Consider the following 25,098-nt stretch of genomic DNA (forward strand, 5'->3'; position numbering starts at 1 on the left):
CTTATTTTATTTACAAAGCCAACCATAACTTAAAAGTCAGAACAGTTAGAAAAAATAAAGAAGGTCTTTTAAACTCTCTTTTCAAGTTTAAGACCTTCTTTATAATATAAACTAAATATTGGATATAACATTACCTAAATACTCTTCTATTTCTTTTGCTGTTTTCATACTTAGCACTTTTTCTTTAATCTCTTTTGCTTCTTTTGTGGTCAATTTAGAAATCAGCTCTCTCGCAGGCAATATAGCTGATGGACTCATAGAAAACTCATCTAAACCCGCCCCCAGTAAAAAGGGTATCATCTTTAAATCACCAGCAGCCTCTCCGCACATACCAGTCCAGATCTTGTTTTTATGGCCATTAGCAATGGTCATGTTTATTAACTTCAACACAGCTGGATTAAAAGGTGAGTACAAGTGAGAAATCTTTTCGTTCATTCTATCAACAGCCACAGTATATTGAATAAGATCATTGGTCCCTATAGAGAAAAAGTCTACCTCTTTAGCTAAAGCATCACTATTTATGGCTGCTGCAGGAATCTCTATCATTATTCCCACTTCAAAATCTCTATACTCTATCCCTTCTGCTTTTAACTGACATCTAACTTCCTCTAAAATATCGTTAGCCTCTTTTATCTCTTCTAATGATGAGACCATTGGGTACATTACCTTTAAATTGCCGAATTTACTAGCCCTTAAAAGTGCTCTAAGTTGAGTCTTAAACATACTTATGTTATCTAAACATATTCTTAACGCCCTATATCCTAGAAAAGGGTTCATTTCTTTGGGCATGTTTAGATATGGTATTTCTTTATCACCACCGATATCTAAAGTTCGTATAACTACTGGCTTATCCCCCATCTTTTCCAAAACTTCCTTATAGCTTTCGTATTGCTCATCTTCTGTGGGAGATACATCTCTATCCATATATAAAAACTCCGTCCGATATAACCCTATCCCTTCTGCACCATTTGCTAAAACATGCTCCATATCCTGAGGAGATCCTATATTGGCAGCCAACTCAACTACAAGCCCATCTTTAGTTTTGGACTGCTGATCGATATATTTATTTAACTTTCTCTTTTCTTCTATAAACTGTTTTTGCTTCAGTTTATATTCCTCAATTTGATCCTGACTAGGATTTACAACAACCTTGCAACCTACCGCATCTAAAATTAAAACATCACCGTTTTTTACTTTATCAGTAATATCTACGGCCCCAACAATAGCTGGTATTTCAAGATTTCTAGCCATAATAGCAGTGTGGGATGTGCTCCCTCCTACGTTTGTGATAAAACCTGATACTTTTTCCTTGTCCATAGAAGCAGTGTCCGATGGTGCTAAATCATCGGCAACTATTATAACTTTTTCGGACAAGTTGCTCAAATTCTGGTTGCTAACCCCTAAAAGGTGCCCTAAAACCCTATTAGAAACATCTTTAATATCGGCAGCTCTTTCTTTCATATACTCATCTTCCATGGTTTCAAAAATAGCAACAAAGTTGTCTACAGTGGATTTTAGTGCGAATTCGGCGCTCACCTTGCTATCGTTAATCTTATCTTTTACAGCCTTTATAAGCTCAGGATCATTTAACACTAAAAGATGAGCACCAAATATATCAGCGCTTTCTTTCCCCATTTTATTTTCCGTGTCCTCTTTAATTTCCTCTATTTCTCTTTGAGCCTTAAAAACAGCATTTTCAAACCTTTGTTGTTCCACCTCTACATTTTCGATAAATTTTTCTTTTACAGTTAAATCCCCTTTGCTGTATACCAATACTTTAGCAATAGCTATACCTTGGGATGCTGCATACATATGCTTTACACCACCTATTCACCAAATTTTTTATCTATAAGTTCCTTTAAAGCGTTTAAAGCCTCTTTTTCGTCATCCCCATCAGCTTTTATTGTAAGTTCTGACCCTTTTCCTGCTCCTAAAGACATAATGCCCATTATACTTTTTGCATTTACTTCTTTATCATCTTTTACTACCGTTATCTCTGCCTCAAACTTTCCAGCTTCCTTTACAAAAAGTGAGGCAGGTCGAGCGTGTAAACCACTTTCATTTATTACTTTTACTTTAATTTCTTGCATTTATATATTCCTCCTTTAATGGTTGATGAGACAATCCTCATCTTATTATTAGTTTAATATTTCTACGTAAGCCACTTTTGCTCCTTTTATAATAACCTTTTTCCGTTCAAACTATTGCCACATTTAGTTAAACTATCTATTGCTTTTTTGGCCTTGTTCTGTTGCTATTTAAATGATATAAATAACCTAAGAAGGCTCTAAAAAAAATAACATCCCTAAATCAAGTAGTTTATAGTTAGTTTCACTAGCTAATCTACTATCTTAGATGCTACACATTTTATTAATTTAAGGGGCTTACCCGATTAACATGCGGTAAATATGGCAAAGGAGTGAACACCGTGTTGGATAACCGAAAAACCCAAATACTATGGTATTTGCTTAGCCAAAATCAGTATGTAACCCTGACCCAAATAAGCAATAAGTTCAACGTAAGCAAAAGAACAATACAATATGACATAAAATCTATTGACGATTGGTTAAATAACAATAACTTTCCTAATCTCAATAAAGTTCCTAACAAAGGAATTGGCTTGAACCTTTCACAGTTTGGGTTAATCAACCTAAAAAAAAGCTTAAATAATCAAATAGATAGTTACATCCTTTCCCCCACTGAAAGACATCAAATTATACTTTTCAACATATTAAAGGCTGATACTCCAATAACAATGTTTAAGTTAGGCCTTTTAACAGATGTTAGTAAAACCACAATCTATAACGATTTAATAGAGATTGAAGGGTGGTTAAAAAATTTTAACCTTAAGCTTATCCGTAAAAAAGGTCAAGGAGTCATGATCAGTGGAAATGATGATGATTTCACAAAAGCAATTAACAAACTAATATCCACACTTTCAAAAGAACATTATTTGGTGAAATTAGATAACGACATAACAATACACCTAGCTACTATTAAAGACTATTTCCCAGAGATTGATTTGCTTTATATAAAAAAAGAAATTGATAAAGTAGAAAAAAGCTTAAATATCACCTTTAGCTATGAAGGCTTCTCAAATCTGATTACCCACATTGCTATGGCTATAAAAAGAATTAAATTAAAAAAAGATATCTATATGCCAAAAGATCAACTAAGACAGGTAATCCATACAAAAGAATTTACAATAGCAAAGTTGCTAGCTGCTAACTTAAATAAAAGGTACAATATTACTATTCCCGAAGATGAAATAGGCTTTATAACCTTTCACTTAATGGGCAACACATATTCTGAAGCCACTGTAAAAAAAGATGGCTCACAAAAAGACAAAAAATTAGCTGGTGTTGTTGACAAAGTTATTACATCAGTAGAGAAAAGTTTAAAAACAAACATCTCTCATGATAGCATTTTAAAAGAAAATCTATATAACCATCTTAAAGAGACAATAGTTAGGTTAAAATACTCAAATAATCAAACTAATCCTATGTTATCTGAAATAAAGCGCAAGTATCACGAGACATTTAAAGCTTGCTCTAAAGCTGCCAACTTAATCAATAAAAGTTATCAAATAAATTTTACCGAACACGAAATAGCGTATCTAACTATGCATTTTTTAGCTGTTTTGGGGCGACAAAGGTTAGAGAAAAATAACAACAATAGCTCTACTTATAATTTAGAAAAAGTAATGAAAATAATTACAACCTATTGTTCCATTTCAGATATTGATAAACTAAAATCGGAACTGAAGCCATATATAAAAGAAAGCTGCAATCAGGATTATTCCTAATATTTACAAATTAACCAATTGTGTTATAATTAAGTTAAATATGCAAATAAGGAGTGGATATTTATTAATGAAGTTCTAAGCTGGGTAAAAGACGGATTTGAAGCTTATAAAGGAAATTTTGTTAAAATCACTGTATCCTTTGCTATCGCTACAACAATAACCCTCATCTTAATGATTGCCATGGAATTAGCATTTATTTTTTTAATCCCTTACCTTTTTATTGCACCCATCTTTCTTTATTCCATGTGTAGTTTAGCCCTTAAAGCAGTAAAAGGAGAGCGCTATACTATTGGAGATATTTTTAGCACCGATAATAATTATGGTAAATCACTAGGTATTTTTGTTTTATCAGTAGCTGTAGTAGTTTTGTTTTTGAATTTAAGTGTTGCCTTAATTTTGTTATTAACTCCCTTTATAGCAAACATACTTCTAATTATCTTTATTGCATGCTCCATCTTTTTTATTTTTGTATACTGGCTTATAGCTGATGACGAAAGCTTTGACTTAAGTTTAAGCTCTGTCATTGTAGATAGTATTTTATTAGTGAGATATAACTTTCTCAAAATATTTGCAACTTTACTTATACTAATTTTATTAGATATTTTTGCTATTATAGGAACAATATCATCATTTCCGCCACTATATATGACACGGGTAATTACCATCCCTTTATCTTTTCTTATAATTACCCAAATGTACCTTGATTTAAATCACCAAGAAGAATAAGGACAGCCCAAAAGGCTGTCCTTTTTGTTTGCCAATATACTTTTAAAAGGGACCATAGTCAATTAAAGTAGCTATTGTTATGGCAGTCATTCCAACTACAATCCATATGCCTAGTAACGGCAATACCCAACGTGCATAGCGCTCATAAGGAATATTAGCAATAGCCAAACTTGCCATCAGAGTACCTCCAGTTGGGGTTATAATATTTGTGAATCCGTCCCCATAATGAAAAGCTAAAACTGCAGTTTGTCTAGATATATCTGCAATATCAGCTATCGGTGCCATAATGGGCATAGTAGTAGCTGCCTGCCCGCTCCCGGAAGGGATAAGGACATTTAATATTAGTTGAAAAAGAAACATACCATTTGCAGCTAAAACTGTAGGTAAAGTCTGTAGCCCTGTTCCAGCAACATGAATAATTGTATCGACAATCATCCCCTGTTCTAAAACTACCAAAATACCTCTAGCTACGCCAACAACTAGCGCACCAAATGTAAGCTCTCTAGCACCTTCGACAAAGTTAGAAGCTGTGCCGTTTATACCTAGTCCCCCTATTAATCCAGCAACTATACCGATAGCCAAAAATATAGCTGCTATTTCATTTATATACCACTCTAACTCAAACACACCGTAAATCATAGCAACAAAGCCTACTACCACCGCCAACAAAACCCAAGTATGCTTTGACACATAATCGGGGATGTTAGATTCATCTGCATTATCTGAGCTGGCCAACTCAATATCACGTACAATACTTTTTTCAGGATCCCTCTTTATTGTCTGGGCATATCTATTTATATACCAGATAGTTACGATAAGTAGTACTACATACCAAATTGTTCTATAAGCTATTCCAGAAAATAGCGGCAACTCCGCTATACCTTGTGCAACACCTATGGTAAATGGGTTCAACATCCCTGCAGAAAATCCAAGCCTAGCTCCTATAGATACTAGCGCAAAACCAACCATGGCGTCATAGCCTAACCGTCTACACAAAAGTACAGCAATAGGTATAAAAGGGATGGTTTCTTCCGCGAGTCCAAACGTGGCTCCACCTATGGAAAATAATATTATTAAAGCTGGAAAAAGCAACCGTTCTCTGCCTTCCATTCTATCCACCGCTAACCCTAATCCGGCATCAATTGCTCCGGTACCGCGAATTATTCCAAAGGCACCCCCAACTATAAAGATAAATGCTACAATATTTGCTGCATCCACTATCCCTAATTGTACTGCCTGTAATGTGTCAAATACCCCTACTGGATCAGCTTCTACATAGTGAAAAGATTCAGGGTCCACTACAGTCCTACCAGTTTCAGGATCTTCTATTCTTTCATATACACCGGATGGAACAAGATAAGTTAGAACTGTAGCAAAGATTATAACCATAAACAACAACGCATAAACATGAGGAATTTTTTTCATTAACTCCACTCCTTTCAAAATGCTTTATCAACATTATTCCCGAAAAGACAGTGGAGAATTCAAAAAATCCGGGGAATGATTTCCCCTCTACGTTTAAAACATAAGCTTGGTTATGCTATTTTGGATGGACTACACTACGCCACTCGTAGCAGGTAATTCATTGCCTGCGGACTTCGCATGCTCTAATTGGTTGAATACAGCTTCTTATCATATACCGGGGAATGAATTCCCCTCTACGTTTAAAGCTTAGGTTTGGTTATGCTATTTTGGATGGACTACACTACGTCACTCGTAGCAGGTAATTCATTGCCTGCGGACTTCGCATGCTTTAAATGATTGGATACAGCTTCTTATCACATACCGGGGAATGAATTCTCCTCTACGTTTAAAGCTTAGGCTTGGTTATGCTATTTGGAATGGACTACACTATTTAATTGCCTTTTGGAGGAAAGTAGTTGGAATTGAACCAACTCCCACCTTAGTCAGGCAGGCCGACGGGGTTGCAACCCGCGGGGAGAACCCATCTCCATACTTCCCTTATTAAATCAACTATTCTATCCCAAGTATAAAAAACCTTTATTTTTATTATAATTATTTCTTATGATAACTCTGTAATGAAATTTCAAAACTTATTGACAATTATGTTTCGTTTATCGTATAATTAAGTCACCTAATAATTAATGCTATTAACTAAATAGGAGGTATAATATTGGAAAACAAAAATGATACTTCATACCAGCTTATGCATGCATTTATCCGACTTCATCGTCAAAAAATGCATGCCGGCCCAATTGCAGGATTAAACCGAAGTGAAATGGCGGTTCTACGAAGCATTTCAAAACTAGATAAAGAAAATGGAGTTAAAGTATCCGAACTCAGCACCTATCTAAAAGTATCTGCCCCCTCTATTACACAAACTGTAAATGGCTTAGTTAAGCAGGATTTAGTCAAACGATGCCCCGACTCTAGCGACCGAAGAGCTATTCGGCTTATCATCACTTTTAGTGGAAAAGAAAAATTATCAGCCGCTTTTGAAGAGTTTAGATTACATTTTTATGGACTGTGTCAGTATCTAGGACAGAGTAAAAGCAATCAACTGATAGATTTGCTAAATGAAGTCTACAATTTCTTCGAAGGAGAAAATTAAAAGGGGGAGTTTTACTTGCTTAAAATATTAAATTTTTTAATGCCCCACCGTTTTGTTATCTGTCTTATTATCCTCCTAACTTTTATCCAAACACTTACGCAGCTTTATTTGCCAGGTTTGATGGCTGATATAGTTGATAACGGTATAGTAAATGGAGACATCCCTTATATTTTGAACATTGGGTTTTTGATGATTTTAGTAACTTTAGGGGGAACAATTTCTGCCATATGCGCTAGTTATTTAGCTTCAAAAACTGCTATCAACTTCAGCAAAAATCTACGTAGTGCTGTTTTTACCAAAGTTCAAAGTTTTTCTCTTAAAGAGTATGACAAATTTGGCGCTGCTTCTTTAATTACTAGGACTACTAACGATATTACACAAATTCAAATGGCTGTACTTATGATGCTTAGAATGATGTTTACTGCTCCACTGATGATGTTCGGGGGTATAATAATGGCATTGACTAGAGATCCTAAGCTTTCTTTAGTTATTTTTTTAGTAATGCCTATAGTGATTTTAACAATAACTGTTTTAGCTAAAAAGGGATTGCCCCTTTTTAAAGCAGTTCAAACCAAGCTAGATAAGCTAAATTTAGTAATGCGGGAAAATTTAACTGGAATCAGAGTTATTAGAGCTTTTAATCGCATAAACCACGAAAAAGAACGGTTTGACAGCGCTAACAGCGACCTCACTGCTACTGCAATAAAGGTGAATAAACTGATGGCATTAGCGATGCCCTTGTTAACACTGCTACTAAATCTAACCGCTGTTTTAACAATCTGGTTTGGCAGTTTGAGAATTGATTCAGGCAGCATGCAGGTTGGCGATTTAATGGCATTTTTGCAATATATAATGTTTATCATGTTTTCGTTAATGATGGTATCTATGATGTTTGTAATGCTCCCTAGAGCTACAGTCTCCGCAGGTAGAGTAAATGAAATATTGGAAACTATACCAAAAATTAAGGACCCTAAAACAGAAAAAAATACCTATAGCAAAAAAGGATTAGAATTTAAAGACGTTACATTTAATTATCCAGGTGCAGAAAAACCAGCTATTGAGAACATCTCTTTTAGCGCAAAACCTGGAGAGGTAACAGCCATTATTGGGAGTACTGGATCTGGAAAATCTACCTTAGCAAACTTAATTCTTCGCTTTTATGACACTAGTAACGGTCAAATACTAATAAATGGTTTAGATATAAAAGATATTAACCAGCAAAGCTTAAGAAAAAAAATAGGTTATGTTCCACAACAAGCCCTATTATTTTCAGGTAATATATGGGATAACATACGCTACGGTAAAAAAGACGCTAGTGAAAAAGAGGTGCGAGATGCCGCCCAAATAGCCCAGGCTCTTGAGTTTATAACTGATATGGAAAAAGGCTTTGATTCCGAAATAAATCAAGGGGGTATAAATCTATCAGGTGGTCAAAAACAACGTATATCAATTGCTCGTGCTTTGGTAAGAAAACCAGACATATATATATTTGATGATAGTTTTTCCGCTTTAGATTATAAAACCGATTCTAAACTTCAAATAGCACTTAAAGAAGAAATACAACATTCCACGGTAATAATTATCACTCAAAGGGTTAACACAATAAAGAATGCCAATAGAATAATTGTCCTTGATCAAGGCAAGGTAGCTGGAACTGGAACCCACCAACAGCTAATGGAAAATAGTGAGGTTTATCAGCAAATCGTATTTTCTCAGCTTTCTAAGGAGGAGATTGCATGAGTGGAAAAAATCAAAGCAAAAAACCCCAGAAAGTCTGGGGTGGTAGGTTTTCCGGTGCTATGACTTACGCTGAAAAGCCCAAGAATTTTAAAAAAACCTTCTTTAGACTTGTTGCTTACCTAAAACCAAGAAAGTTCCAGTTGCTGGTTGTTTTAATTATGTCAGTGCTAAGTACCACATTTATAATAGTTGCACCTAAGATAATGGGATTAGCTACTACTAGTCTTTTTGACACATTAGTAGAACGCAATCAAGGCAATGCTGACGCTACCATTGATTTCCCTTATATTTATAGAATCTTATTAACTTTAGGGGGATTATATATCTTTAGTTTTATCTTCGGATATGCTAAACAATATGTAATGGCTAGCGTAGCCCAAAAAACTGTTTATCAAATGCGCAAAGAGGTTAAAAATAAGCTTTCAAAATTGCCCCTTAGTTTTTTCGATTCAAAAAGTCATGGAGAAATCCTTAGCCGTGTCACCAACGATGTTGATACCATTAGCCAAACACTCCAGCAAAGTTTGACTCAACTAATCACAGCTACAGTTACTTTAATTGGAATATTAGTTATGATGATTATAATTAGTCCCATTATGACTTTAGTATGTTTATTCATTTTACCCGCCTCTTTTTTTGTCACCAAAGGTATTACTACTCGGTCAAGAAAATATTTTGCTGGCCAGCAAAAAAACTTAGGTGATTTAAACGGTCATGTAGAAGAGATGCTTACAGGGCATAAAATAGTAAAGGCTTTTAGCAGGGAAAAAGAAGCTATCGATGAGTTTGAAAAAGTAAACAATAAGCTTTACAGCTCAGCCTGGAAAGCTCAGTTTATGTCCGGACTTATAATGCCCCTTATGACTTTTATAAACAATATTGGTTATGTAATGATATGTGTTGCTGGTGGTGTATTTGTTACTAGAGGTATGCTGCCTATAGGAGATATTCAAGCACTGATTCAGTACTCAAAGCAATTTACACAACCCATTACCCAAACAGCCAGCATTGCCAACATATTACAATCCACTATAGCGGCAGCGGAAAGGGTGTTTGAAGTTTTAGACGAAGAAGAAGAAACACCAGATGATTTGCAGGAAGAACAACAAATTAAAAGCCCGCAAGGTACAGTTTCCTTTCAGCAAGTTAAGTTTGGGTATACCAAAAATGATATTCTTTTCAACAACCTAAGTATGGATGTCAAGCAAGGTGAAACTATCGCTATCGTCGGTCCTACTGGCGCCGGGAAAACTACATTAGTAAACTTGTTAATGCGTTTTTATGATATTGACGATGGAAAAATCACTATAGATAACCAGGATATAAATAAGTTAAGGCGTGGCAAGCTACGTCAAATCTTTGGTATGGTTCTGCAAGACACTTGGCTATTTAATGGCACTATCGAAGATAATATTGCTTATGGTCGCCTAGAAGCAACAAATGAAGAAATTATTCAAGCTGCAAAAGCAGCTCACGCAGACCACTTTATTCGCACTTTGCCTGACGGATATAAAACCATATTAAACGAAGAAGCCTCCAATATATCTCAAGGCCAAAAGCAACTTATCACCATCGCCCGTGCAATTTTAGCAAACCCCTCTATCCTCATATTAGATGAGGCTACAAGTAGTGTTGATACGCGAACCGAAGCAATTATTCAAAAAGCGATGTCTAAACTAATGGAAGGCAGGACTAGCTTCGTCATCGCACACAGGCTTTCTACGATTCAATCCGCTGATAAGATTTTAGTAATGGATAAAGGCAAAATAATAGAGCATGGAGATCACCAACAGTTGATGGGGAAAGAAGGTTTTTATGCTGACCTTTATAACAGTCAGTTTGATAAAAGGACCATGAATGATCAAGCTGGCTAAAGAAGCACAATATAGATAAACAGGCTTGCTCGCAGCCGGGGAATGAATTCCCCTCTACATTTGAAACATAGGCTTAATTGTTATAATTGGGATAAGCTGTGCCACCTACCGTAGCAGGTAATTCATTGCCTGCGGATATGAACACTGTTTTGGCATCTTACTCAGTACGTACAGCACAATAACTTCTTACGGGGAATGAATTCCCCTCTACGTTTGAACATAAGCTTGGTTGTTCTAATTGGGATAAGCTGCGCCACCTACCGTAGCAGGTAATTCATTGCCTGCGGATATGAACACTGTTTTGGCATCTTACTCAGTACGTACAGCACAATAACTTCTTACGGGGAATGAATTCCCCTCTACGTTTGAACATAAGCTTGGTTGTTCTAATTGGGATAAGCTGCGCCACCTACCGTAGCAGGTAATTCATTGCCTGCGGATATGAACACTGTTTTGGCATCTTACTCAGTACGTACAGCACAATAACTTCTTACGGGGAATGAATTCCCCTCTACGTTTGAACATAAGCTTGGTTGTTCTAATTGGGATAAGCTGCGCCACCTACCGTAGCAGGTAATTCATTGCCTGCGGATATGAACACTGTTTTGGCATCTTACTCAGTACGTACAGCACAATAACTTCTTACGGGGAATGAATTCCCCTCTACGTTTGAACATAAGCTTGGTTGTTCTAATTGGGATAAGCTGCGCCACCTACCGTAGCAGGTAATTCATTGCCTGCGGATATGAACACTGTTTTGGCATCTTACTCAGTACGTACAGCACAATAACTTCTTACGGGGAATGAATTCCCCTCTACGTTTGAACATAAGCTTGGTTGTTCTAATTGGGATAAGCTGCGCCACCTACCGTAGCAGGTAATTCATTGCCTGGGGATATGAACACTGTTTTGGCATCTTACTCAGTACGTACAGCACAATAACTTCTTACGGGGAATGAATTCCCCTCTACGTTTGAAACATAAGCTTAGTTCTTATAACTGGGATAAGCTGCGCGCCACCTACCGTAGCAGGTAATTCATTGCCTGCGGATATGGAAACTGTTTTGGCATCTTACTCAGTACGTATAGCACAATAACTTCTTACGGGGAATGAATTCCCCTCTACGTTTGAAACATAGGCTTAGTTGTTATAATTGAAATAACTGCGCGCCACCTACCGTAGCAGGTAATTCATTGCCTGCGGATATGAAAACTGTTTTGGCATCTTACTCAGTACGTATAGCACAATAACTTCTTGCGGGGAATGAATTCCCCTCTACATTTGAAACATAGGCTTAGTTGTTATAATTGGGATAAGCTGCGCTCCACCAACCGTAGCAGGTAATTCATTGCCTGCGGATATGAACACTGTTTTGGCATCTTACTCAGTACGTACAGCACAATAACTTCTTGCGGGGAATGAATTCCCCTCTACATGGTTTTTATATATGTTTATTTTTTCATTACCTATCTTAAATTCATCATCACCTTTTTCTATTCCACCAGCTTTTACTTATTACATCACAACGACTTTTTTTAGAATGAATTCCCCTCTGCGTGGCTCCTATTTATGCTGAAAAAACCCATCCCAAATTCTGTACTATATTTGCAAAATTTTATGCAAAAAACCGAGAGATTTATTTTCTCTCGGTTTTTTATTGCTAATTGGCTATTTCCACTGTATATCCTTTCTCTATAAGCTGCTCTACAATACTATTTTCCCCGGCTAAATGTAAGGAGCCCACCACAACAAAATAAGTATTTCCACTTTCACTTTCCAATAAATCTGCGATTTCACCAGCCATTTTTTCATCCCTACCATCTAAAAAGGCAGTTTGATACTCTTTGTGTGAATCAGTAAAATAATCTGACATCATCTCATGTCTTATTTGAGCAAATGCCTCTACATCCCCTTCTTTCCAATATCTAATTAACTCATCCAGCTCATCTTCCGATTCATCCAACTCATCTAAAGATTTTTCCAAATAAATCGCTTGTGATTCATCAGAAAGCAAGTTAAACGGCGATAGTTGGCTCTCTACAGTTTCGAGTCCGATCACTTCCATATCCTCTGCTTGTTCCATAAAATAGGTTTCCACACCATATTCTACCGAAACATTAGATTGCTGTGCTATAACTTCTGATAACAGCATAGTGCCATACCACGGTTGAAATTGATTTAACACTTCTTGAGTTATCCCAAAAGGAGCCACTACCTCATGTAATCTTAAGAAAGTGTCCTTAGGTACAATATCTGTCATCGACCTTCCATCATTAAAAACCGCTAGCTCATTTATTTTTGATGCAAGTTCAAACTCAGAAACATTTACCATATCTAGTTCCATAGCTAAAACATCAGATTGGTCAAAAGCATCTTCAACGTTGCTATCTAATGGATACATTGCTTGATTCCCCATATGTACTGAACCAAATAAATATACTTGATTTTCTCCTCCTTCAACTTCATAAAAAATTCCTTTTGATCCATCATCTCCACATGCTGTCAAGACCAAAACCAACACACACATAACTAAAACACTTAAAAAATTTTTTCTCATATTTTCCTCCCTAGTCCTAACATTTTCCTCTTCTTTACCTTTGGAAACAACCATCTTTGATATGATGTTCAAGCTACCTAAGACAAAGAGTGCTATTTCCAACGTTAACATTTTATTCAGTTGATTTCCAATAATACCAAAAATAATCTAGAAGTCCATACTATTTAAAATATCCCGAAGTTTTATAAGTTCGTCTTTAGTCAACGTAATACCCTTTCCCATTTTTTCATGCTCTGGCCCCCAGTCCCGCAAGTCATATTTTGGATCCCTACCATTCCAACTTACTAAATTTAATTCCTTTGTCCACCCTTTAGGTGATTGAGAAAGCTGTCCAATTTGCTCAACTATATCATACTTAAAATTTGACACTCCTTCATCCCTCCTTTACTTGAACTATGCCAAGACCATCGGCAAATTATTTATCACCTGACATAACAGGGGTTCTATAAATGATTTCAAAGAATCCCCAAAACTACCTAAATGTCATTCTCAACGAAAGCGAAAGATCTTGGTTTTCTTTTATAGGGGATAGAGTTTTTTTAAATTTACAGTTACCTATAAATTTAAAAAAACTCTATCTCAGACATTCTATATTTAACTCTATTTTCCTTCTTAAGCTTACTAACATTAACAAACATAAAAAATTCCCAAGTTGAGAAATTGATGGTTTAAACAGGAATATACCTGCTGACTATAGAATAAAAACAATTATACGATAGCTTATTTGCTGCTAATTTAGTACTTAGCGGTTTGTCGCTTTTAATAACAAGGGGAGGTTTAATCAGTGAACAAAGACATCATAAGACTTTACGGCTTATTAGCTATTTGGATAATTGCATCTATTTTTTTAGGCTACCTTTCCCCTGACATAGACATCCTTGTTAGAAAGCACGGACAATTAGAGGTACCGGAAGGCTTTCCAACAGAGTTTGCAAAAGATCTAGTTGAACAAGATGAAGGCTTTTCTGGAGAAGAAATTCTGATACTTTACGAAGATAACGAAAAAACCATCATCAACCATGAGGATAAAATCAAGGAAACTCTAAATAATCTCCAAAAAGACCCTGGTGACATAAAAATCCATAACATAATAACTCCCTTTGATGGTGAGCATCAAAGAAATCTTTTGGTAGACGATACTAAAACCCATTTAATAGCTGTGCTGGAATTGGATATGACTACCGCTGAAATATCCTTTATACGTGATGAGTTGCAAAAAAAGACAACTGTAGATGGATTAGAGCATTACATAACTGGAGCCTCTATCATTGAAGACGATGTTTTAAGCACCACTGAGGAAAGGTTAGGAGCGATAGAATACTTGACAGTAGCTTTAGTATACATTGTACTGCTAGCTGTTTTCCGTTCGCCAATTGCTCCACTGGTACCCTTAATAACATTAGGTTCTTCTTATTATTTAAGCATATCTATTGTTGCGCTGTTAATAGATTATTTTAATTTTCCAGTCTCAAATTTTTCGCAAGTATTTGTTCTCACCGTCACCTTTGCCATAGGCACAGATTATGTAATTTTATTGATGAAACGCTACCAAGAAGAACTAGCTGTAGGTAAAGATAATTACGATACAGTTAAACGTACATTTAGGTTTACACAAGGAGCTGTACTTTCCAGTGCTTTAACTGGTTTTGTTGGTTTTTTAGCTATCGGACTTGCCAATTTCAACCTTTACCAGTCAGGTGTCGGGGTTGCTGTAGCTGTAATAGTGCTAATTATTGCTATCTGGGTTTGGGTTCCTTTTATCATGAATCTATTTGGTAAAATGATTTTTTGGCCTACAAAAATTGATAAAAACTCAAAAAATAATAAGCTTTGGGGAAGTTTAGGTCAGTTCTCCACCTCTAAACCTGCTTTAGCCTTCCTTCTTCTACTTGTTATAATAATCCCTTTACTTTTAACATTCGACAATCAGCGTTCTTTCCATTCTTTAGATGAAATTGATGATGATTACGGTTCAGTAAAAGCCTTTAGAAAAATTGAAGAAAGCTACGGTGAAGGTGACTTTTTTTATCATACAGTTACAATAGAGGCAAAAGATCCTTCGTGGGATCATTCACAACGAGCCTCTTATATGGAAAAGTTAGCTGATAATCTCTTAAAAATAGAGGATGTTGAAGAAGTTAGAACAGTAACTAGGCCAGAAGGAATAAAAATCGAAGAACTAAGAATCTCTTCACACGCTAAAAAAGCATCCGATGAGCTTGATGAGGTTTTAGAAGGTGTAGAGGAAATCCAAAATGCTCTAAAACAAATGTCCACTGAATTAGATAAAACTATAACTGATTTACAACACGGCAAAGGTGATTTAATAGAGCTAATTGATGGAACTGAAAGTTCTCGGCAAGGAGCTATAAATTTACATGAAGGTATCAGCGAAACAAACCAAGGTGTGGAAGAAATAAAATGGCAAGTTTCTTCCACATATAACGATTTGCAAACATACTACCAGATAGTTAACAATATTCATGATGAACTTTTACAGCTAACCGACAATAATAGTTTGGTATTCACACCATTGTTAACTCTTTTTGAAGAAGTACTTAATGACATAGAAATGTTAACTTACAGTTTAGTTGAAGTATCGCAAGGTTTAGACCAATTAGAAGCTGGCTCTTTAGAGTTAAGCCACGGTTTAGATGAAATTCATCAAGGGCAAACAATTTTGCTTAACCAATATGAAGAGTTAATAGCTGGGTTAGAAGAGTTTTTAACAGCTGCTAGGGAAATAGAAGATGGTGTTGCAGAGTTAGCAGATGGCATGGAAGAAATGCAAAGCCTTTTGTTTGAACTCTCAAACCAAAACCAGAATGTTTTAGATGGATTCTTTATTCCCGATGAAATCTATCAAGAACAATTTCAAGAGGCATGGGATAACTACGGCACCCCAAACAACAACGTTGCTTTTTTACAAGTAGTAAGCGATACAAACCCCTATGGCAGCAGAGCCATGGAAATTGTAAATGAGATTGAAGAAGTTACTACATTTACTTTAAAAAATACTCCTTACGAAGATGTCCGATATGCCGTTGATGGATTACCTAGCCAAAACAGGGACTTGAAAAGAGTCTCCAGAGATGATTTTTATAGAACCTCTGTATATATGTTATCAGGAATATTCATTGTACTTTCTATACTTTTTAAATCCTTTATAATGCCGATTTATGTAATGATTTCGTTAGGGATTGCCTATATAGCCTCCCAATCCATAGTAGAGTTTATTTTTATAGATTTTTTAGGTTACCCTGGCATTATGTGGTCTGTTCCTTTCTTTGCATTTGTGATGTTAATGTCTATGGGAGTTGATTATTCAATATTCTTAATGGCTCGTTTCAATGAAGAAATGAAACAATATAATGATTATAGTATCCACTCTATAAAAAGTGCAATGATTACAGCCATGAAAAAAGTTGGTGGAGCTGTTTTTTCTGCAGCTATTATATTAGGTTCAAGCTTCGCTGCTATGATGCTATCAGGAGTTTTATCACTTTTACAAATTGGAACATGGGTTATTGTAGGGCTGACCTTTTATGTATTAATTCTACTTCCCATATTTATTCCTGCTGTATCGCTCTATCTTAAAGGTTATAATTGGTGGCCTTTTAATGTTATATCATGGAATAGCAAAACTGGAACACTAACTGTAAATAGCAAAGATACAGACAATAGTAACATCAGCATATTTATCGAAGGTGCTGTTTATAATCCTGGGGAATATAATATAAAGGATGATATTCCATTAAATGAACTCGTAGAAAAAGCTGGTGGGTTAACCCTAAAAGCTGATCCTAGCCAGCTAAAAATCGAAGAAATGCAAGGAGCAAAAATTCTTAATGTTCCTGAGAAAAAGTCAGATTTTAAAAAAACAGAAATTAAATTAAAAAAGAAGAATAGAAAAAGAAGGTTTAGATATCATTATAATAAAAAACAATAAAAATCTCTTAAGCGTGGCATCCACAAAAAGGATGCCACGCTTAATTGTGACAGCAAATAAAAAACACCACATATGTGGTGTTAAATCTCCTAATAATGGTGCGAGAGGGGGGAGTCGAACCCCCACGCCTAACGGCACTAGATCCTAAGTCTAGCGTGTCTGCCAGTTCCACCACTCTCGCAATTGGTGAGCCATCCGCGATTCGAACACGGGACACCCTGATTAAAAGTCAGGTGCTCTACCGACTGAGCTAATGGCTCGTATAATGGAGCCGACGATGGGACTCGAACCCGCAACCTGCTCATTACAAGTGAGCTGCTCTGCCAATTGAGCTACGTCGGCATATTTAAAATGGCGGAGCTGACGGGAGTCGAACCCGCGATCTCCTGCGTGACAGGCAGGCATGTTAACCACTACACCACAGCTCCATGGTCGGGGCGGAGGGATTTGAACCCCCGACCCTCTGGTCCCAAACCAGATGCGCTACCAAACTGCGCTACGCCCCGACAACGAATTATAGTATATAATATATATCCCGTATAGTCAATGGTTATTTTGAGAAATTTGAGCTTTGTTTATTTCTCAGCAAGTTAAAATCATCTTTCAACGACCGATGAACTACCTTATCAGTATCATATTTACCAAGCTTAAAAACCGTTTGAATTGCATATCCCTGTGTCAAAGCTACAATTAATAGTCCCAACTCCCACACTACCTCCTAAAATTGCTCCTATTAAAACTGCTGTAACTTCGTTTGATGTCTTTATTAGTGATATAGGTAGCTTAAGCTTTTTAACTAGCCCTAACATCAAACCATCTCTAGGCCCCGCTCCTAAACCCGACTTTAGATAAAAATATATCCCTATACTGAGCACCCAAACGCCCATTTCTAACATGATTAGCTTACCTACAAATGTTTGCGGGGAAAACAATACAGAACTATTATTTATAACATCTATAAATATACCAACAAAAACCATATTAAATACTGTGCCAATTCCAGGATAAATTCCTAAAAAAAAGCTTAATAAGATTAAGACAAAACCTGTCAATTGTGAAGTTTGCCCAAATGAGAGAGGTGTATGATTCATAACCCCAGTATGCAGCACATCCCATGGTCCGAGACCTAAACTGCGAGCTTGGTACATCATAGAAATCCCTAATGCACAAAGAAAATACCCAAAAAATAGTTTAGGCATCTTAGGCAAGGTTTGTTTATTAAAATTTTTTAGCATCTTCTCATATCCTTTATATTTTTATTTCTGTATTTTTATTATACCTTATTCTACTGCAGTTGGATAGAAGTCAGTATATCCATTAAGGTCGAACTTCTTAATAAAATAGCCTCAATGGATTACTCGGCCAAGAAGTGACCAATTCTCATTTTAACCAAGCTCTTATTTTAATATAACGAAACTTTCATCCCAATTATCTGCCACATTTACTGCCTAGAATTCCGGTAGTGCTAGACTTTCTATTGAGGTTGCAAACTCATCGGTCCTAGGCAAGCCTTGTATGTGATTTGATTTGTATTCCTCAGACCAGGATTTTGGCTAAGGCTTCCTTCAGATGCAGCTCACGCTGCCTTCCGCTAGTTGTTCCCACTACCAGGCTCACAGCGGACTTTCACCGCACATGCTGAACGCACAACCAAGATTCTTCGCCTTAGGTTCAGAATAGCTACTTGCTATCGTCCTAAAAACATTAGTTTTTCCTCTTGTTGAAGTAAGATCTAGGATTTCCTTATTTAACCTGTTCTTTTACTCCATCACAAAGCCTTTTAAACTCTTCCTCATTAATAGAACTTTTTTCTCCATATCTTAGAGTGTTGTACATATTGGTTATGGTGCTTAAATCTTTATAAACATCTTTATTCCGCATTGAGCTTTTATCCAGTATAGTATTGGGTGTATCAGAATTCTTAATACAGTTGTATTTTTTATCCAAAAAAATAATTAACTCTCTATATTTTCTTCGAATAGGATGTAACTTTTTAAAATAGTCTCTTTGCCTTTGTTTTTCATCCAATTTGCTTTTTATCTTTTTTATAAGTTCGCTAAAAACAGGGATTTGTTCTCTCTCTTCTTCATAGCTATCTGACGACTTTTTACTAGGGAAAATTGTTTTTTTAACAAATTTAAACAGCAGATATAACAACCCAGCTGCTACTGCTATTGAAATAATTATCACTACATATTCTAAAAAACTCCCTTGAGAAGGTTCAATAACCTCTCCCTCTCTGGTAAGCATTTCTGCAGTAGATTCCGCTTCTTCTTCCCCTTCCGTTTTTAGAGGTACAGGATTTCTATTTAAATAGCTCATCAAAGCAAAAATTGGCCTCAATAGAACGTTAGCTATAAAATATGATATGTAATAATTAAGAGTATCAAATAGATTTGAAGAAGCATGATAGAGCGAATTTATACCCTTAAAAACAAACAAATAAGCTAATGCAATAATAGTTAAAGGAGCTATCACACTAGTAAGCAGCACTTGCCCCAAACTTAAATTATTGCTTGTAAGTAGATTATTTCTTCCTATATACTTTCCAATTAAAGGATCATCCCTTAGATTTTCATCATAGGAATTATAAACATATAACTCATGAATTTGATTTTGTATGTTTAGCAGCAAAGTTAAAATTACATAGACAATAAAACATCTAAAACTTAAATTAATTGTTTCCGACAACTCAACTCTTAGAAAAGTAAATGCATTTAAAATAAAAAATAAATAGATTCCAGCTCTTATAAAAAATCTCCCACCTATTACCTTTATTTCTAAACTAGTTTGAGGTTGATTGTAACTTTTAAATAAAATAATTGTCGGTATCAACAAAAATATAAAGCTAAGTAAAAGGACTTCAAAACCTCCATCGTTCAAAATATATGAAAACATACCAGTAGCTATTGCGGCGATAGCAAACACACTATTTTTAAATTCTTCTTTATCCAGCCTATTTTCAAGCATTGTTAAAACTCCTAATAATAAAGCTGTATTTAAACCACTTAACAGCAAAAACAGGGATACATTGGCACTTCCACTAAGAAGCAACCCATAAATAGGTAAAATAAAAATAACCTCATTAATGGTATGAAAAAATACTCTGCTAACATAAAGCAATTTATCTCCCATTATCTAAATCACCCCTTTTAACTAAGTTAACTTTACCTAAGCAACTTATATTGGGTCTATTTTCAATTTCCTCTTCAAAGGTATTTATTTCTATCTCAAAGCCCTTCAGCTTTAAATTTTTAAGCGCTACAAACAAATTATCATCTATGCTATGTGTTGATATTGAAATAACAGTAGAGAGAGAGACCTTGCTAGACACCTGATATAACAAATTATCTATCCCTATATTAGCGTATTCCCTTAGCCTAGATAAAATCTCAGCGCAGTTTAATAGATGGGAATTACCTCGGTTAGGAGTAATAAAAGTACTTTTGATGTCATTTCCATAAACCAGATAATTAGTAGCGAATCCATACTGATACTGATTTTCCTCTGAAAGATGCATATAAGCAGCAACAACCTCTATCAGCCGTTCTGCCAAAGGGCTTCTATCTGTATTGTTAGTTAACCTGTCATACCCTAAGTCCAGCACATATAAGGTAGACATATCAGCAGTATAATCATTAACTTTAACCTGCATATCACCGGTTTTTGCAGTAGCTTTCCAATGAATTTGTTTTATAGGCTCATTAAATGTGTATTCTCGTACTCCACTAAAAAAAGTGGGGTCATCCATTATCCAACGCTTCACTAGGTTTTCTCCTAAATAAGAGCTATCCTTTATTATTAAATCTTCTAAAGGGTAAATATTAGGATAAACAACAAAAATCATAGGACAATCTATATCTTTAGATATTTTTTTAAAACCAAAGTAGTCGCTAGTCTCTGCGGTAATTTTGTTAAGGCTGTAATATCCCCTTTCTTTAAAAAATATCTTATACTTCTGACTAACTTTTTGGAAAAAGAGTAAGGAAAGCAATGTCCTATGAACCGAAACCTCACCGTGTTTATATTGAAAACTTTCTTCTTCGCCTATAATAGTAAATCCACGAGGAAGCTCATATCTTAATGTAATCCACAAAAGGGGAAATATTTTATTGTTCACTATCATTAAATTATAATCTGTAACTTCATTGGGAAAAATCTTTACCTCCGAGCTTTTTCGCTTAATATCAAACTTTTTAAAAGCAATGTTTTCCCACTTTGCCACACACTTATAATATACATAATATAATCCTAAAATAATTAAAATTAGCTTCCACATATAATCACCCGCTCACAACTTGCTTTTCCACAGGAGCTTGTATCTCTTGAACTACATTTTGCATTACGCTTATGCTGTCTTCTCCCTTTAATTTATTTAATCCCGCCGTTACAACTCTATGACCTAAAATAGGCATAGCCATTTTTTGCACATCATCGGGCAACACATAGTCCCTTCCGTTTATCACAGCATAAGCTTGAACAGCTTTAAATAGCGCCAGCGAACCTCTTGGACTAACTCCTAAAGAAATCAGCTTATGTTTTCTAGTATGCTGAACAATTTTTACAATGTACTTTTTTATATCCTCACTTATAAATACACCGGTATATTTTTCTTGCATCTTTAAAATATCACTTTTTTCGACAACAGGAGTCAGTTGCTCAATGGGATTCTCTTTTCTAAAACGATTTAAAATTTCCATCTCTTCATCAAAATCAGGGTATCCCATAGAGATTTTCATAAAAAATCTATCCATCTGAGCTTCTGGAAGAGGAAAAGTTCCTTGTTGCTCTACCGGATTTTCGGTAGCTATTATCATAAAAGGAGAGTCCAACCTATAAGTTTTACCATCTACAGATACTTGCACCTCTTCCATAGACTCTAAAAGACTTGACTGAGTTCGTGGTGTAGCTCTGTTTATTTCGTCTGCCAATACTATATTATTAAAGATAGGTCCTTTTTTAAACTCAAACTCACTTTGCTGTTGATTATAAAAATTAATACCTGTCACATCGGAAGGCAAAAGATCTGGAGTAAACTGGATTCTACTAAAATCACAATCTATGGACTTTGCAAATGCTTTGGTAAGCAAGGTTTTACCTAACCCAGGCACATCTTCTAACAGTACATGCCCCGAAGTTATTATCGATACAAGTAACTGATCAATAACCTCTTCCTTACCTACGATAACTTTAGAAATATTAGTTTTAATCTCTTTACATTTGTCCTTAATATGTTCCATTTTAACAACTCCCCTTTAAAATTTATAAAAACTCTACCATTTATGTTATTTCTATGAACAATATTATACTTCCTCTCAAACTAATCTATAATAAAGATTATTTAAAAAAGTTTTAATATTTTACTGGTTTACCCCTCTTTTTGCTACTATATATATAGACGTAAAAAACAAAAAAAAGTTTCAATCTTTATCAAAAAAATCCCCACAGCTATTTATTAACTGTAGGGATTTTCTGCAAAATAGGAAAGTCTATTACTCAGAAAAATTAGGAATCCAGAGGAATTATCCTCTTGCCTTCAAACTCATATGCTTTATCAGCAACTTCTTCTATATCATTAAGAATATGGCTTGTTATCATCACAACTTTACCTTTTTCTCTTTGCTCAATTATCAAGTCTTTAACAATTTTACAGGACTTTTTATCAAGGCCGTTAAAGGGTTCATCAAAAATTAAAATACTCGGATCTTCCATAACAGCTTGCGAAATAGCCAGCTTTTGGTACATTCCTAAAGAATAATTTTTCACTTTAACTTTTGAGTCTGGGTCCAAACCCAGATGAATCATACTATGTTTTATTTCTTTTTGTCCTATTTTTTTTATCGATGCCAATAACTTAAGATTATCAAATCCCGTTAGCTCCTTAATAAAAGCAGCATCATTATCCATATATCCTAAATCCTCTAAATGATCTATCTCTTTTCCAACTTCCTTACCATTACAGATAACCTTTCCTTCGGTAGGTTTTAATAAACCGCTAACAGTCTTAAAAAAACAGATTTACCTATGCCGTTTATTCCTAAAAATCCATATATACTACCTTTAGACAAACTAAGATTAACCTCTTCAAATAAAATTTTTTCTCCAAAAGATTTTTTTAACCCCTTAATTTCTATCAACTTAACCACCCTTTCCTAAAATTAGTTATACTACAATATGCACACATACATAGCACAGAATAGATAACCACAGTTACAACAACATCGCCAGGGCTCCCATTTAGTAGCGTTGAGGGTATAGCAATCCACGGTATAAACCCAAAAACATTATTAATATGTAACACTACAAAAAATAAATATCCTATATTTTTATCTTTTTTACTAAATTTATAATTAACTAAATTAACTAGCAAAAAAAACAAAAAATATAACACCCCACCTGACACCAGCGCTTTTGTATCAAGCTGTCCTTCTTTTAGCGGTAACGTCAATAAAATACTGGCCATATAAAGAACTAGCACATAAAAAAAAGTCAAAAACGTAATAGCTTGCAAAAAACTTTTTTCTATTAATTTCAAATTATTTACTCTAATTGTATACTCTTTTAAACCTACTATCTCCGTTATTTCCATAAATCTAAAAAAGACAGTTAAAAATAAAATGACAAATCCTGTGTACAATCCAATGGAATCCTATGATCATAAAGGGCATAAATTATTATCAACCCTAACGGAGCAAACAGGAAAAGGGATTCCGCTGAAACGCTAAAATAACTTAATACATTCATTCCTATAACATTATTGTAGACCTGGCTATAAACTAAAATCATTAAAATAGCTACACCAGCTAAAGTAACAAAGGAGGCTTTGGATTTAAAGAAATTTTTAATTTTAAATTTATTTAAATCCCTCATTAGCCATCTACCTTTCTCTTTAAATAATGGGTAAGCAATAATAAAGCTGAAATTAGCAGCAAAACAATATTAGCACCCACTATTTCCTTAGAGGTTAAAGGGAAAATAGGATTAAATGCATCAAAGAAAAAAGATGCATTGGGATCTGCTCTTAAAAACATAAAAATTGTATCAAGTATAATAACCGCAATAACAGGCCCGATAAAGCGCAATATCCTTGACTTAAAAAAGTTAACTAGCGAATAAGCAAAAACTCCATAGTTTGTCGCAGTTATGGAAAAAATTCCTATACTTACCCACACATAATGGTCAGGATTTTTAATAGCTAAATCTCGCATTGTTTCGTTTAAAATAAGCATAGAAGGAATGATATATTCACCAATAGGATTAATTGTTCCTTCGATAAAAATCTTGTCGGTGGCAAAAATATTTAAAATTGCCCAATATATCAATAAAGGTATCGTTACTACAAAAAACACTTGCGCAATCATAGAAAAAAACTTTCTTAGGTAATATTTTCTAAATCCTTCTCTGTAAATTATATGTACATCTGTTTTATCAAAATAACGCTCAGCATAACCACCCATAACTAACCCCGGCAACAAAAAAAATAATATCATAGAATAATACCTAAAGCTCCTATGCCAAATATGATACCTGCTTCCATAATAAGGTCTAGACTTTTCTATTAGCTCTGAAGAGAGATCTGCAGGCTCTAAAAAAGCATTTTTCCATACATTTGCATATTACACATACCCCATCGCTATCAAAATCGCTACCACTATTATGACATGATAAAAATATTTATGCTTTGTTATTTGACTAATTCTCTCCATACATACCCCACCTTTCTTACTATTTTAAACTTTTACACCTAACATTTTAATTTTATGCCCCTTTTTTATGTTTGTCCATTAACTCACAGGAAAGTAAAACTTTCCTGTGAGTTAATGGACATTTTTTCAGATAAGTATTAATATAATGATAATAGAAAAATTGCAGGG

At 35.0% G+C, this 25,098-nt stretch carries 18 protein-coding genes, 5 tRNA genes and 1 pseudogene; 6 read left to right on the plus strand and 18 right to left on the minus strand.

Annotated elements, in window-relative coordinates:
* Nucleotides 1–111: 111 nt before the first annotated feature.
* Together ptsP and PRVXT_RS13470 are read right to left on the minus strand one after the other, a co-directional pair.
* Nucleotides 112–1,812: a phosphoenolpyruvate--protein phosphotransferase gene (gene ptsP, locus PRVXT_RS13465; RefSeq protein ID WP_350343380.1), complete on the minus strand. Its 1,701-nt coding sequence runs from the start codon at nt 1,810–1,812 to the stop codon at nt 112–114.
* 14 nt (nt 1,813–1,826) lie between these two features.
* Complete coding sequence (locus tag PRVXT_RS13470) at nt 1,827–2,090, minus strand: HPr family phosphocarrier protein (protein WP_350343381.1); 264 nt, start codon at nt 2,088–2,090, stop codon at nt 1,827–1,829.
* A gap of 338 nt (nt 2,091–2,428) precedes the next feature.
* Here PRVXT_RS13470 and PRVXT_RS13475 point away from each other — a divergent pair, with 338 nt between their 5' ends.
* Both PRVXT_RS13475 and PRVXT_RS13480 read left to right on the plus strand, forming a co-directional pair.
* On the plus strand, nt 2,429–3,805 hold the full coding sequence (locus PRVXT_RS13475; RefSeq protein ID WP_350343382.1) for a BglG family transcription antiterminator: 1,377 nt from the start codon (nt 2,429–2,431) through the stop codon (nt 3,803–3,805).
* A gap of 243 nt (nt 3,806–4,048) precedes the next feature.
* Nucleotides 4,049–4,531 carry a hypothetical protein gene (locus PRVXT_RS13480; RefSeq protein WP_350343383.1) on the plus strand — a complete coding sequence of 161 codons (483 nt, stop codon included), beginning with the start codon at nt 4,049–4,051 and terminating at the stop codon, nt 4,529–4,531.
* Nucleotides 4,532–4,573: 42 nt separating this feature from the next.
* Here the strand turns inward: PRVXT_RS13480 and PRVXT_RS13485 are convergent, their stop codons facing one another.
* Nucleotides 4,574–5,956, minus strand: a complete 1,383-nt coding sequence (locus PRVXT_RS13485; protein WP_350343384.1) for a YfcC family protein — start codon at nt 5,954–5,956, stop codon at nt 4,574–4,576.
* A 709-nt stretch (nt 5,957–6,665) separates the two neighbouring features.
* Between PRVXT_RS13485 and PRVXT_RS13490 the strand changes: the two genes are divergently transcribed.
* Genes PRVXT_RS13490 through PRVXT_RS13500 form a run of 3 tightly spaced genes read left to right on the plus strand, consistent with a single transcriptional unit; the run spans nt 6,666 to nt 10,717 of the window.
* Entirely contained in the window at nt 6,666–7,103 is a 438-nt protein-coding gene (locus PRVXT_RS13490) for a MarR family winged helix-turn-helix transcriptional regulator (RefSeq protein ID WP_350343385.1), read from the plus strand.
* Nucleotides 7,104–7,118: 15 nt separating this feature from the next.
* Nucleotides 7,119–8,843 (plus strand): ABC transporter ATP-binding protein, encoded by a 1,725-nt coding sequence (locus PRVXT_RS13495; RefSeq protein ID WP_350343386.1) that lies wholly within the window; start codon nt 7,119–7,121, stop codon nt 8,841–8,843.
* A complete protein-coding gene (locus PRVXT_RS13500; protein ID WP_434064298.1) occupies nt 8,840–10,717 on the plus strand; it encodes an ABC transporter ATP-binding protein in 1,878 nt (625 codons plus the stop codon). Before PRVXT_RS13495 ends, PRVXT_RS13500 begins: the two co-directional genes overlap by 4 nt.
* Nucleotides 10,718–12,378: 1,661 nt before the next feature.
* On the opposite strand, the gene PRVXT_RS13505 is transcribed toward PRVXT_RS13500, so the two are convergent.
* Together PRVXT_RS13505 and PRVXT_RS13510 are read right to left on the minus strand one after the other, a co-directional pair.
* Entirely contained in the window at nt 12,379–13,386 is a 1,008-nt protein-coding gene (locus PRVXT_RS13505) for a TraB/GumN family protein (protein ID WP_350343387.1), read from the minus strand.
* 36 nt (nt 13,387–13,422) lie between these two features.
* Entirely contained in the window at nt 13,423–13,644 is a 222-nt protein-coding gene (locus PRVXT_RS13510; protein WP_350343388.1) for a YdbC family protein, read from the minus strand.
* Between the two features lie 415 nt (nt 13,645–14,059).
* On the opposite strand from PRVXT_RS13510, the gene PRVXT_RS13515 reads away from it, so the two are divergent.
* Entirely contained in the window at nt 14,060–17,224 is a 3,165-nt protein-coding gene (locus PRVXT_RS13515; protein WP_350343389.1) for an MMPL family transporter, read from the plus strand.
* A gap of 96 nt (nt 17,225–17,320) precedes the next feature.
* On the opposite strand, the gene PRVXT_RS13520 is transcribed toward PRVXT_RS13515, so the two are convergent.
* The 13 genes and pseudogenes from PRVXT_RS13520 to PRVXT_RS13580 all read right to left on the minus strand — a co-directional run bounded on the left by PRVXT_RS13520 (nt 17,321) and on the right by PRVXT_RS13580 (nt 24,714).
* Nucleotides 17,321–17,405: transfer RNA gene (locus tag PRVXT_RS13520), tRNA-Leu, on the minus strand.
* A gap of 3 nt (nt 17,406–17,408) precedes the next feature.
* Nucleotides 17,409–17,484 (minus strand) — tRNA-Lys (locus PRVXT_RS13525).
* 6 nt (nt 17,485–17,490) lie between these two features.
* Nucleotides 17,491–17,566: transfer RNA gene (locus PRVXT_RS13530), tRNA-Thr, on the minus strand.
* Nucleotides 17,567–17,576: 10 nt separating this feature from the next.
* A tRNA-Asp gene (locus PRVXT_RS13535) sits at nt 17,577–17,652 on the minus strand.
* Between the two features lies 1 nt (nt 17,653).
* A tRNA-Pro gene (locus tag PRVXT_RS13540) sits at nt 17,654–17,730 on the minus strand.
* Between the two features lie 141 nt (nt 17,731–17,871).
* Nucleotides 17,872–18,459, minus strand: coding sequence for a YczE/YyaS/YitT family protein (locus PRVXT_RS13545; protein WP_350343390.1), 588 nt, complete (start codon nt 18,457–18,459; stop codon nt 17,872–17,874).
* Nucleotides 18,460–18,967: 508 nt separating this feature from the next.
* On the minus strand, nt 18,968–20,359 hold the full coding sequence (locus PRVXT_RS13550; protein WP_350343391.1) for a hypothetical protein: 1,392 nt from the start codon (nt 20,357–20,359) through the stop codon (nt 18,968–18,970).
* Complete coding sequence (locus PRVXT_RS13555; RefSeq protein ID WP_350343392.1) at nt 20,349–21,503, minus strand: DUF58 domain-containing protein; 1,155 nt, start codon at nt 21,501–21,503, stop codon at nt 20,349–20,351. Before PRVXT_RS13555 ends, PRVXT_RS13550 begins: the two co-directional genes overlap by 11 nt.
* 4 nt (nt 21,504–21,507) lie before the next feature.
* Nucleotides 21,508–22,464, minus strand: a complete 957-nt coding sequence (locus tag PRVXT_RS13560; protein ID WP_350343393.1) for an AAA family ATPase — start codon at nt 22,462–22,464, stop codon at nt 21,508–21,510.
* A gap of 265 nt (nt 22,465–22,729) precedes the next feature.
* Nucleotides 22,730–23,370: pseudogene (locus tag PRVXT_RS13565) on the minus strand (ABC transporter ATP-binding protein).
* Nucleotides 23,358–23,813, minus strand: coding sequence for a hypothetical protein (locus PRVXT_RS13570; RefSeq protein WP_350343394.1), 456 nt, complete (start codon nt 23,811–23,813; stop codon nt 23,358–23,360). The pseudogene PRVXT_RS13565 and the gene PRVXT_RS13570 overlap by 13 nt, the downstream one beginning before the upstream one ends.
* Before the next feature lie 17 nt (nt 23,814–23,830).
* On the minus strand, nt 23,831–24,094 hold the full coding sequence (locus PRVXT_RS13575; RefSeq protein WP_350343395.1) for a hypothetical protein: 264 nt from the start codon (nt 24,092–24,094) through the stop codon (nt 23,831–23,833).
* The gene (locus PRVXT_RS13580; protein WP_350343396.1) at nt 24,094–24,714 is read right to left on the minus strand and encodes a hypothetical protein; all 621 of its coding nucleotides are present in this window, start codon (nt 24,712–24,714) and stop codon (nt 24,094–24,096) included. Before PRVXT_RS13580 ends, PRVXT_RS13575 begins: the two co-directional genes overlap by 1 nt.
* Nucleotides 24,715–25,098 lie beyond the last annotated feature (384 nt).

Origin of the sequence: Proteinivorax tanatarense (assembly GCF_040267685.1) — a bacterium.
Classification (GTDB): Bacteria; Bacillota; Proteinivoracia; order Proteinivoracales; family Proteinivoracaceae; genus Proteinivorax; species Proteinivorax tanatarense.

Bases quoted from the DNA above. Each gene is read 5' to 3' on its own strand.
- ptsP (WP_350343380.1), bottom strand. From the start codon at position 1,812: ATGTATGCAGCATCCCAAGGTATAGCTATTGCTAAAGTATTGGTATAC.
- PRVXT_RS13470 (WP_350343381.1), bottom strand. From the start codon at position 2,090: ATGCAAGAAATTAAAGTAAAAGTAATAAATGAAAGTGGTTTACACGCT.
- PRVXT_RS13480 (WP_350343383.1), top strand. From the start codon at position 4,049: ATGTGTAGTTTAGCCCTTAAAGCAGTAAAAGGAGAGCGCTATACTATT.
- PRVXT_RS13485 (WP_350343384.1), bottom strand. From the start codon at position 5,956: ATGAAAAAAATTCCTCATGTTTATGCGTTGTTGTTTATGGTTATAATC.
- PRVXT_RS13500 (WP_434064298.1), top strand. From the start codon at position 8,840: ATGAGTGGAAAAAATCAAAGCAAAAAACCCCAGAAAGTCTGGGGTGGT.
- PRVXT_RS13505 (WP_350343387.1), bottom strand. From the start codon at position 13,386: ATGTTAACGTTGGAAATAGCACTCTTTGTCTTAGGTAGCTTGAACATC.
- PRVXT_RS13545 (WP_350343390.1), bottom strand. From the start codon at position 18,459: ATGCTAAAAAATTTTAATAAACAAACCTTGCCTAAGATGCCTAAACTA.
- PRVXT_RS13550 (WP_350343391.1), bottom strand. From the start codon at position 20,359: ATGGGAGATAAATTGCTTTATGTTAGCAGAGTATTTTTTCATACCATT.
- PRVXT_RS13555 (WP_350343392.1), bottom strand. From the start codon at position 21,503: ATGTGGAAGCTAATTTTAATTATTTTAGGATTATATTATGTATATTAT.
- PRVXT_RS13560 (WP_350343393.1), bottom strand. From the start codon at position 22,464: ATGGAACATATTAAGGACAAATGTAAAGAGATTAAAACTAATATTTCT.
- PRVXT_RS13570 (WP_350343394.1), bottom strand. From the start codon at position 23,813: ATGGAAATAACGGAGATAGTAGGTTTAAAAGAGTATACAATTAGAGTA.
- PRVXT_RS13575 (WP_350343395.1), bottom strand. From the start codon at position 24,094: ATGAGGGATTTAAATAAATTTAAAATTAAAAATTTCTTTAAATCCAAA.
- PRVXT_RS13580 (WP_350343396.1), bottom strand. From the start codon at position 24,714: ATGATATTATTTTTTTTGTTGCCGGGGTTAGTTATGGGTGGTTATGCT.